We start from the raw sequence: 10,410 nt of genomic DNA, 5'->3' as shown, positions 1-10,410 counted from the left end.
CTTGGCCGTGGTACTACCAATGTCAACTCCTACCGTTATTGAACCCATACTTCTTCCTCTCGCGCTAACCGGGGTTAAACCGGTCAGATTGCTTTACTTTTAGCTTGTATAAGTTTCCTTCAGTTGCCACCCCGCCGGACTGACCACGATATCAAGGTTTCGAGGAGATAGACTCATGTGTATTGCCCTGATGGTGTATTCACCCGTTATTTTAGCAATGAATTTGAAAGCATGATAAGGGTCGTCCTCATAGATAATTGTCGCGGTATCAAGAAGAACGCCATCAGGGGCCCAGGCTTCAAAGGTCCACGGTGTGGCCCAATCAGTAAATTCAACTTCCAACTCAGTTACCATAATGTTACCGCTTACTTCATCACCGGCATTTAAAAACTTTGTATAATCAACGATAGAACGACCGCCCTGGGGAGCTACCTGCATGACCTGATGAATTTGCTGGGGTTTACTCGTTTCTTTTGTTGTTATCTTCGCACCGGCACACCCGTACATTGCGATACTGGTCAGTAGAACCAGACAGCCAAGCAAGATACGGGCATGCCGCGTCTTTATTCCCAATTCAGTCATCTTTTATTCCGCCGGGATACCCGTATTTTAAGCTACTTCTTCTTCTTGAGGCGCATCACTTGCGCGGCATTGGATACGTCTTATGTTATAGCATTCTGATTTGAGGTCAAGTCGGCATAAATCTGTGATTGGATGATGGCGTCGGCTATAGGTTCTAGCTTCCCTGCATCGTATCCCACTCCTAATACCTTAATATCACATGGTAGTGGGCCGCCTGGCGTAGTTGGTGTCAGCGGGCTTTCCGGCAACTGGGTTGCACCCGCAGGCATCTGTGCCTCAGCATTTTCAATGCGCTGGACCTGGGGCTGAATTTGTGAATTTAAAGTTTCTATCTGTGCATCCGATAATGCCTCAGGGGATACAATAAAACTGCCCAACCTCGGCGCAAAAATATCGTTCTGGCTTTTGAACATAGCTAACTTACCAGGTTCACTCAGATCTCTTTTATGTAAAATATTCACAATTATATCCGGACGAGCCACATTAAACATATCGGCGACGAGAAGCAGGTCATTGGGTTGTCCAGCCAGATAGATCATCAGGTCAGGCCATATTCTCCCTTGACCTAATTTTGCAATCAGTTCCGGCAATCTATACCATTCAATTTGTTGGTTGCGGTATCTAGCTTCCGTCGGAACAAAACGAAATTCCTGTAACAAGGAAACGAAGACATTCAGCCGTTTGGAATGCACGATTACCTTTGGAACCAATAATGTGAAGTATTGAGTTCGATCGAAAGAAAGCCTGCTGGTAGGAACAGCGTCGGGGAGCATTTGTTTGTCTTGTGCCCCGGCGTTACCGATGTCGTAGTCGTAAGGAGCGGAAACATCATTAGACAGTGGCACTATATAGGCATTATCTGGTGACATGAGTTGTAGCAATGAAAGCGTCAGCCAGCTCTTATAACCCTGGTGAAAGAAGGCTTCAAAGGCCGATACAATCTTTCTCGCCGCGATTTCCTCGAAAGTGCCCGGGGCGCTTTTGCCCATGAGCAGATCAAATACGGGTTCAGACAGAAGGCCAGTCATAAGACCAAGCGGACTGCGTATAAAATCGTTGAGGCTGGTCTCTACCTCTATTTCTGCTAACCCCAAACTTGTGCTAAGCTCGTTTCTGATTCTCTCGTGGTTGCTGCTTAAGGCGTGGGTTTTCTCCAAGAAATCCGGAATGTTATCCTTGACGAAATTGTCTCGAAGGGTATCGAAGAGACGGTAGAAATCAGGCCGTACATCGGTGGGAATAGACAGTACGTCCGTCCTGATTTCAATGGACGGGTGTTGGGCAATGAAACCCTTAATTTCATCGTAAGTGACTTGCCAGCTTTTACTCATTTCCTACTCCAAAATGCTCTCTAATCCAAATCTGCAATCAAACGAAGGGAGAACACATCTCAACACTTTAGGCGTATATCTCAGTTGCATCCCGAGTTAATACCTGCAGAGATGCTCCTCAACCCTAAGTATTGAAATCCCGGTTGAAAATAATTAGCTGAGTGTTGGGGCGATGATACATAAAACCCTACATCGGTGCTTCTTTTTTCGTGCCATCATATTCCCTTTGAAGTCCGTGGCACATTGTGCATGACGGCATTGGATCGGGGTCGCCCCCGGTACAATTATAGGTAAGGCCTGGGCCATCGGGTTCGTGGCATTCATCACAAGCATGGCTTGGTCCAATCTGGTGAAGGGCACCAGCCCCACCGGCTAGATGACAGGTATAGCATTGTTCAAATGCACCGTCCAGCGGATGCGTTTTGGCCATAGGTGGAATGCCCCACACAACCTTGATAATAGTTATACCAGAAGCACTTGTCGTTGGCGCACTGCTGGTGGTTGCAGGCGCACTACTGGTAGTTGCCGGCGCGCTGCTGGTGGTCGCCGGCACGCTGCTGGTGGTTGCCGGCACATTGCTGGTGGTCGCCGGCACGTTGCTGGTGGTCGCCGGCACGTTGCTGGTGGTCGTCGCAACGGGTGTTCCACCGCCACAACCCGTCAATACGAGCACTATGGTCAGAACCACAGCAATCAACATAGTATTAGCTCTATTTTTCAACTTCGTACTCCTCAAATACATATTTAGATATTTACAAAAGTATAGTATATCCTAATATATTATTACAACTAATATAACAATATTATTTTTATACTTTGTTATTGCTGTAAATCAATAAATTTAATAGCACCGTCAGTTGGATACCACCTCAGGTGCTATATGGATGCTGAGGCTCTGGGAATCGCTATTGCTAGGGTTTGCAGTTTCCGTAATTGTTACCACAAAACTGAAGTCCCCTTTAACAGTAGCTATGCCAGAAATTATACCCGAGTTAGAATCTAGGGTCAAACCAGATGGCAGGCTACCACCGGACACACTCCAGGTATATGGTTGCGTGGCTCCAATAGCCTGTAGTTTAGTGTTATAGGCCACTTTCTCCGAACCATCAGGGAGACTCCCGGTAACAATCTGCAGAGCACCATTCGCAGCGACACCAACCTTGTAGTTCCTATTGGTAGTTTTCCCGGCCGGGGAAGCATCGTCTACCCTAACCAAAAAATTAAAAGTGCTTGCAATGGTTGGAGTTCCTGATATTACGCCAGTGTTTGTATCCAGGTTCAGCCCCGGGGGCAGGTCTCCCATGGTGATACTCCAGCTGTAAGGACGCTGCCCGCCTATAGCCATCAGCTTTGCATAATAGGCAACGCCTGCTTCACCTTGCGGTAGATCGGTGGTAACCAACTCCATACTCCCCGGAGTTCTGGTGAACAGCAGGTTGACCAAGGGTTTAAAACTTATCTGGTCTTTCACGCTATAATCAATAGATTTCAGGGCGTCAAAATTGAATACTAAGACCGTGGTATTTTTATTTATCACTTGGAAATTCTGGGTGAAAGACAGCGTGCTGGCGGATAGCTTGGCTTTCTTAGGCTGGCTGCTGCCTAAGGCTACATCTAAACTGGCGATGCTCACCCTTATCTGGGTGTAAGTGCCCTGGTTCAAGCTGGCCGTGGCAATCGTTTGTTCCAATCCCTCGACCTGCTTCAAGTCAACAGTATTTGTATCTTCCATTTTCATCTTTGACCAGCCATCGGGTACATGGATTTCCACGCTCGAGATTGTGAGATTGGCGCTGGTTACATCGGCACTGGCCGCAGAGGCTGATACACGCACTTCGACTACCCCGGTCGCAAAACTCGCAATTGTTGACGTCGGGCTGGTCGTACCAGTTGCTGTCGTACCTTGAGCGTCTGTTATCTGGTTGATGACAATAACAAATGAAATTGCTATCAACGAATAAAGTATTTTTCTTGCCACGCCCTAATCCCTATTCCGACCACGTTTCACATATATATATGTAAAAGTCAAGCGACTCCCTCGGTTGTTGGCGGTTAAAAGACATCCCATTCAGTTATTGTACTGACTGAACTGCTGGCAGCCATAAGCAGGAGCGACAAGGCAGCAGCTGCACATTGCAATTCCCTACCACGAATAGGCATGCGCCAACTAACAACGTTCTATTTGGCTGTAGCACTTAATCCCAATCGAACTGAGGGGGTATCTCATAAGGCGGGGGCTTGAATTGCTGCTCCACCATTACAGCACGCAGCAAACTAGACTTGATAGCCTTTGCCATGAACCATACATTCAACGGCAACGAACCTGTCCCCGAGCACGTCAGGTCTTTGACTCCCCCAAATTCGACCGTTGCATCAACTGTAACGTCCTGAGAGACATCATAAGCTGTCGTGAACCAGGTAGTAAAAGAGCTTCCGACGGTTGCTTCCCTTGGAATTTCAACAGGCACGTACTTGGTATCAAGGGTATCGCCTTTATAGGTATTCTTAAGTACTAGCTTTATCCACCCCATGGCCTTTTCTGCTCCGCTGTTGGTGAGGGTCATATCGATATCGTATTCGTACAGCGTGTACCCCATACAAAAGTCAGGGTTGGAATACTTCAGGTCGGTTTGCAGGCCGGAAAGAAATACGTTCTCCATGCCAACGGCAGTGCTAATAATGCCTGTACCGTCACATACCGGGCATGGTACTTTTATGAATGTTGTTACTAGAATTATTCCCGTAATACCGAAAAAGGCAATATATTTTTTGGGGAAAACAGAATTACGGGTGCTCATTTCCTCAGCCTCCCACATCCCCTCTAGGATTTTTCTGAAATTGGTTCGATATCTAGATAACCTTCCTCAAAATTGATGCGCGTGTTAAAGTGGCGCAAAAAACTCAAGCCTAAAACACCTTCGATGCCTGACCACCTGGGCAATTCGTAAGTCATGGCCTTTACGTCCCTGGCCACCAAACCGCCCACTGATACTTCTTCGAGCACTATTTCATCGGTCTCAAAGATGTCTGTTTTGGAAATCCCCGTTGTCCCCGTACCTTCTTTCGTAGTCGGCTCAAAATAGGCTGCATAGCCCAGTGCCCGGGCATCCTGAAGAGGGACTAAACAATCCGTCGACCCGGTATCCAGAACCGCCCTGAATTCCCTTATCCCTTTGGGGCCTTTTACCCGCACAAAAAACACTATGGGCTTATCGGCAGATATCATCATTCTCATTAGAACATCCCCACATGGTCTGTTTCTGGAATGGGGCCGGTATACATGGTACAGAAATCTTTATTGCCTGTCATTTGACGCACACCAAAAACATTTACATCCCTCGCCAGAAACTTTACCTTTAAAGGTTGACCATTATTATCTCTCTCTACCACATTTACTGCCAGCCACTGGCGTGGGTATTTCTCTGCAAGTTCATCAATTGTAAAAATATTATCGCCTTCGTTCAAGCTCAAGTTTTTTCCCATCCTTATTTATATAATACTACTATATAACATATTTTGTTACTATACAACCGAGTGGGCAGGATGCCCACTCGGTTGTATACTTAGTAAAGGTTTAGCGTTAGCTCAGAAGTGCCTTCTTGACACAGCCCTTGGCCATCTGGATTTTGTATTTGTTGGAAGGCCCAATCTCCTTCGCGGCGGCTACAGCGGCAGTACCCGCAGCCTCTGCCGTTGCTTCTGACATGGTTTTACCCACCAGCGCTGTTGCTGCTGCGGCGGATAGTATGGGTGTCGTACCTACGGCACCCAGCACTACTCTGGCGGCAGTGATGGTTCCCGTTGCGGGTGTAACAAGTATGGCCGCGCTGGCGGAAGCGAAGTCTATCGCCTGCCTTTCCGCTGCCTTATACCAGCCCTGCTTGCTACCCGCGGGGGGTACGGGCACCTGGATCTCGGTGACCAATTCACCCGCTCCCATGACGGTAACTTTAAAACCGTCAAAGAATTTTTCTGCATCGTATGTAGATTTATTGGTCACTATCTTGGCGCTCAGGGCAACCAACACCGGTGCCATATCGTTGGGATTAACCGCGTAGCAGCCGTTGGTGGCGCCGAACACCGATTCGTACCTGTGGTTACCGGCTACGGCCGGGCACCCGGTGCCGCCGTTGAGCACGCACTGGAACTTATTCCAGGTTGAACGGTAGTACCAGCAGCGCTTCTTGGCGCATAAGTTGCCGCCGATAGTGCCAACGCAGCGCACCTGCCACATAGCTATCCCACGAGCGGCCGCTGCCAGCGCAGGCCACTTGGCCAGAACCACCGGGGAGAAGGCGATTTTGTCCAGTGTGGCCATGGCGCCCAGCTTGAGACCTCCCGTGTCTTCCTTGATGTAGTCAAGGTTAGGTATGGTCTTGAGGTTGATAACGTACTTGGGCAGCTGCGCATCTGGCAGGCAACGAGTTTTAAGAAATGATATAAGGTCCGTGCCGCCGGCAATCAGCATGGCGCTGCTCCCGTACTGGGTTAACTTAGCCCCGGCATCAGCTATGGTCGTGGCGTTGATGTGCGTAAAAGTTTTCATTTCATGTCTCCTTTATTTGCCTATGGCGGCCAGGACCTTGTCGGGAGTCGCCATGGTGCTAAAGATCCTTTTCCTTGCGGGCAAGCCGCCTAAGGCATTGTAGATAGCGTTGAGGATGCTGGGTGTTGTCGTAGGCATGACAGGTTCGCCGGTTCCCTTGGCTCCAAACGGGCCGTAGGGATCGATTTCCTCGTACATAACCACATCCATTTTTGCAGGCATATCCATGAAGGTAGGACACTTAAAGAGCGAGTAGTCCGGGTTGAGGTCGATGCCGGTGGCTTCGTCCTTGTATATACCCGCAAACAGGGCGTGACCGATCATCATAGCCATCCCGCCAATTATCTGGTTATAGTTTCCCATATGGAAGATGTCCCGGCCAACCCCGCATCCCAAAATGATCTCCTGCACTGTCACCTCGCCGGTGTCGGTGTCCACTTCCACCTCAGCCGTACTGGCTGACCACTGCATCATCATCATGGTGGCGTTTCTCCCGGTAACGTAGGAACCTCGGCCGATAATCGGGCCGCCATAGTGTGTTCCTACGTTTTTGCCGGGCATACTGGTGCCGCCCTGGAGAGCGGTAATATCTTTTATGGCTACCTTTTTAGTCGGGTCAGCTTTCAGATAGATGAAGTTATCGGCAGTCTCGAGTTCTTCAGGCTCTGTGGCTGCTATTTTCTTGGCGTATATAGCCAGCCTGAACAGCTGTTCCTTGGCGTCTCTACATGCCAGAATGATGGCTGTCCCGGTGCCACGAAGTACGGTGCTGCCGCCGGGTGATTTAGTTTCCTGAACGACGTCAGTGTTGAAATTGGGAGTCTTCACCCGGTCAGGGGTGATACCCATCTCTTCGGCGGCCATGAGAGTTGCAGCTGTCCTCCAGCCGTTGCCGCATTCCTGCGAGCCCGTGACTACACGGCAGGTACCATCCGGCTCCAGCATTATCGTAGCTGACTCCGGGTTAGCCAGGGCGCCGTGCCTGCAGTTGTGTATGGACGTGCCTATGCCGCGTCTCTTGCTGCCGTTGACAGACACCGGCGTGTTCCATCCCTTCCACCTGGTCTTCCAGCCGGACTTATCAATCAGCTGCTGGTAGAATTGGGGACAGGGGTTGGCACCGATGTCATACTCGGGCTTGTCCGGATGCGTGCCCACGCCACTGCCTGTGAACACGTTCTTGAGAATGAAGTCTGAGGTGTCCATGTTGAGCGCTTCAGCACACTGGTCGTAGTGTATGCCGGTGGCGGCGGTTGAGCTCGGATGAGGCACGCAGCGCGGTACGCCGGCGCACTGGGAGTTGGTGTAGGCATCGTGACCCTCGGTGTACATATTCGGGGTTACAAGACGAACCGGGAAGGGTTCCATTGCGCCCCCCGACGCGCGGGAGCCGCGGTACCCTCCGTTAGCAGTGCAGATGTCCTGGAAGGCAACAATAGTGCCGTCGCTCTTCAACCCGGTTTTGATTAAGTGGTGCTGAGCCGTCCAGGAGCTGGATTGCATATTGAAGTAGCCGTCGTTATCCTGGTACCACTTCACCGGGTGACTCGTCATCCGGGCAATGTAGGCAGCAATTTTCTTGCCCGCCCCGTCACTACCCTTGTTGCCGAAGCCGGTGGCAATGCGGCAGTTCATGGCGACTACCCTGTTGTAGGGTAGACCGAGAGCGGTAGCTGCGGCCCTCGAGTCACCCCACGGATTCTGGGTAGCGGACCAGATATACAGGCGGTCGTTCTCCCATCTGGCGACATACGATTCATTCTCAACCGGTGCCACCGGGTGGACGCCTTGAAATGGTTTGGTCACCGTCTGGAACTCGGTGGTGATTGTCTTGTCTGCCGCAGGGAAACCGGTGGGGCCGTTGACATCGCCGCGTTTGAAGATAGCCGCGCTGCCAATCTCGTTGGTATCGCCGTGCAGTTTGTATGCGGTAGTCTTCAGGGCGTCGTCCTGATGCAGCACGAAGGGTAAGACGTTGTACTGTACATCAATCAGGTTTACGCCTTCCTCGGCAGTGTCCTCATCATAAGCTGCCACGGCGGCAACGCAATCGCCCTGTGTCCAAACCTCCTTGGCAATGCAGTATGCATACGGGGCGGCGTTAATCAGATTGGGTGCATCGGCATTGGTAAGAACCACGACGACTCCCTTGAGCGCCTTGGCTTTGGTGGTGTCGATGCTCTTTACGGTAGCGTGTGGGTAGGGGGACCGCTTAAGCTTAAGATACAGCATCCCATTTAGCAGAACGTCGTTGGCGAATGTTTCCCTGCCCATGACCCGGCCCTCGGCGCCCTCGCGGAGCTTAGGCTGGCCAACATATTTCAGGGTTTTAGAATTGTGGTATACGGACTGCGGGTAATGTTCCTTGGTATATGGATCTATATGATCTAAAGATTCGTACACTATGCATTCCTCCTCTGTACTATGCAGTCATCGACTGTATAGATTTGATAATGGTCATGTAAGAACCGCAGCGACATAACACGCCTGCCATGTGCTCCCTGATCTCTGCCTCGGTTGCCTTGGGTTTGAAGGCGAGCAGGGCTTTGGCGGTCATCAACATCCCCGGTGTGCAGAAACCGCACTGCAAACCGTCGTTGTCAATAAACGCCTGCTGCAATGGAGTTAGTTTATCGCTTTGATTAAACCCCTCAACGGTTTCTATTTTTTTGCCGTCAGCCTCTATTGCCAAATAGATGCAAGATTCGATGGGGACCCCATCCATTATCACTGTACAATACCCGCAATCACCCGCGTCGCAGCCGCGTTTCGTGCCGGTAAGACCGAGCTTCTCTCTCAGAACATACGCCAGGGTCCATTGAGGCTCGACCACTCCCCAATAGTCAATATTGTTGACAATGAGGTGTAGCAACCCGGCGGGAGCCGTACCACCTCCTGTACCTGTGACTGTGGTGCCAGGTTGTGTAACTGTAACAGTTGACCCTGCACCAGCAGTCTGGGTAACTGTAACAGTGGATCCTGCTCCAACGGTTTTGGTGACGGTTTGTGTCTCTGTTGATGTTTCTCCTTTACAGGCTGACAGGAACGCCATAGACCCCAGTGTGGCTCCCCCAACCACAAAGCCAGCGTTCCTCAGGAATTCTCTGCGGGATAATCCTATGAATTCTTCCCCGGGTTTAAATTCTTGTTTCTCTTCTGTTGACATTAGTTATCCCCCTTAATGTTTATACTTCTTTCTGAAGAATGCGCTCACGTTTAGGTGGACCGTCAATATTATTTTGCGAATGCTCACCCCCTTTTCGTTGAATATTTTAGATTCGCTGCTTTAGAAGAGACCTGTCCCAAAATATAAATCTGATTTTCTTGCTCGAAGCGCTCCTTTCCTTATTGCTATTGGGAACTTCATATTTGCCTGACTTCCCTTTAGACCCTGAGCCCCAAAGTGTTTGGTCGCGTCATCTTATCATTGCTTCCCTACCACCGCACCAAATCCTGCCGCATAGCCCGATTACAGCCAGGGCTCGCCACACGGGAGGGGGAGGTTATCATTTAAGCCGAAGTGGAAGAAAAGCACTCCAGCACCCTGGTTTCCCCCGGCAGGACTTGATGCGTAGATATTCACATGGGAGTTGATACCTCCTGAGCGTCTACCAACTTGCATATAACTCATAGTGCAAGCTATCCATCTCACCACAGAACCCCAACAGAAACACCACCACTCTTCTAATCTAACGTCTAAGTCACACTAGAAGTATCAAGGTAATCTTTTAATTAACTAACACGGAAGATAGCACAATAACGATAATGTGTCTATCAGCAATTCACTCATTCCATTGTAGGGATTATCCGACATTTATACCGGCATACAAGAATGTGTCGCAGACGCTCTAGTTTTATACTCACCTTTTCCCGAATACCCCGACCATTGTGGTCGAGGGATGTAGTTCGCCGCGAAGCGGACCGAACGAAGTTCGTATCTGTTAATACCCC

At 50.0% G+C, this 10,410-nt stretch carries 10 protein-coding genes; 1 reads left to right on the top strand and 9 read right to left on the bottom strand.

The features are described from left to right. Window positions 1-99: 99 nt before the first annotated feature. On the bottom strand, window positions 100-582 hold the full coding sequence (locus C4542_08850) for a hypothetical protein (GenBank protein RJO60581.1): 483 nt from the start codon (window positions 580-582) through the stop codon (window positions 100-102). Between the two features lie 80 nt (window positions 583-662). Continuing rightward, complete coding sequence (locus tag C4542_08845) at window positions 663-1,913, bottom strand: hypothetical protein (protein ID RJO60580.1); 1,251 nt, start codon at window positions 1,911-1,913, stop codon at window positions 663-665. A gap of 452 nt (window positions 1,914-2,365) precedes the next feature. Between C4542_08845 and C4542_08840 the strand changes: the two genes are divergently transcribed. Further along, on the top strand, window positions 2,366-2,689 hold the full coding sequence (locus tag C4542_08840; protein RJO60579.1) for a hypothetical protein: 324 nt from the start codon (window positions 2,366-2,368) through the stop codon (window positions 2,687-2,689). A 77-nt stretch (window positions 2,690-2,766) separates the two neighbouring features. On the opposite strand, the gene C4542_08835 is transcribed toward C4542_08840, so the two are convergent. From C4542_08835 to C4542_08805, 7 genes are all read right to left on the bottom strand, one after another. Next, complete coding sequence (locus C4542_08835; GenBank protein ID RJO60578.1) at window positions 2,767-3,891, bottom strand: DUF4382 domain-containing protein; 1,125 nt, start codon at window positions 3,889-3,891, stop codon at window positions 2,767-2,769. A gap of 217 nt (window positions 3,892-4,108) precedes the next feature. Continuing rightward, a complete protein-coding gene (locus tag C4542_08830; GenBank protein ID RJO60577.1) occupies window positions 4,109-4,711 on the bottom strand; it encodes a hypothetical protein in 603 nt (200 codons plus the stop codon). Window positions 4,712-4,734: 23 nt separating this feature from the next. Next, the gene (locus tag C4542_08825; GenBank protein RJO60576.1) at window positions 4,735-5,148 is read right to left on the bottom strand and encodes a hypothetical protein; all 414 of its coding nucleotides are present in this window, start codon (window positions 5,146-5,148) and stop codon (window positions 4,735-4,737) included. After that, window positions 5,148-5,384: a hypothetical protein gene (locus tag C4542_08820; protein ID RJO60575.1), complete on the bottom strand. Its 237-nt coding sequence runs from the start codon at window positions 5,382-5,384 to the stop codon at window positions 5,148-5,150. The genes C4542_08825 and C4542_08820 overlap by 1 nt, the downstream gene beginning before the upstream one ends. 109 nt (window positions 5,385-5,493) lie before the next feature. Beyond that, the gene (locus tag C4542_08815; GenBank protein ID RJO60574.1) at window positions 5,494-6,459 is read right to left on the bottom strand and encodes a molybdopterin dehydrogenase; all 966 of its coding nucleotides are present in this window, start codon (window positions 6,457-6,459) and stop codon (window positions 5,494-5,496) included. A gap of 12 nt (window positions 6,460-6,471) precedes the next feature. Beyond that, on the bottom strand, window positions 6,472-8,862 hold the full coding sequence (locus C4542_08810) for a xanthine dehydrogenase family protein molybdopterin-binding subunit (protein ID RJO60573.1): 2,391 nt from the start codon (window positions 8,860-8,862) through the stop codon (window positions 6,472-6,474). A 19-nt stretch (window positions 8,863-8,881) separates the two neighbouring features. Next, entirely contained in the window at window positions 8,882-9,511 is a 630-nt protein-coding gene (locus C4542_08805) for a (2Fe-2S)-binding protein (GenBank protein RJO60582.1), read from the bottom strand. Between the last annotated feature and the right edge of the window lie 899 nt (window positions 9,512-10,410).

It is taken from the genome of Dehalococcoidia bacterium, assembly GCA_003597995.1.
GTDB lineage: Bacteria > Chloroflexota > Dehalococcoidia > Dehalococcoidales > UBA1222 > SURF-27.
Note: the sequence above shows the minus strand (reverse complement) of the source record. Positions and strands in the feature narration are given on the sequence as shown.

Coding starts and splice junctions, on each gene's coding strand:
- C4542_08850 (RJO60581.1), bottom strand. CDS start 582: ATGACTGAATTGGGAATAAAGACGCGGCATGCCCGTATCTTGCTTGGC.
- C4542_08845 (RJO60580.1), bottom strand. CDS start 1,913: ATGAGTAAAAGCTGGCAAGTCACTTACGATGAAATTAAGGGTTTCATT.
- C4542_08830 (RJO60577.1), bottom strand. CDS start 4,711: ATGAGCACCCGTAATTCTGTTTTCCCCAAAAAATATATTGCCTTTTTC.
- C4542_08825 (RJO60576.1), bottom strand. CDS start 5,148: ATGAGAATGATGATATCTGCCGATAAGCCCATAGTGTTTTTTGTGCGG.
- C4542_08815 (RJO60574.1), bottom strand. CDS start 6,459: ATGAAAACTTTTACGCACATCAACGCCACGACCATAGCTGATGCCGGG.
- C4542_08805 (RJO60582.1), bottom strand. CDS start 9,511: ATGGCGTTCCTGTCAGCCTGTAAAGGAGAAACATCAACAGAGACACAA.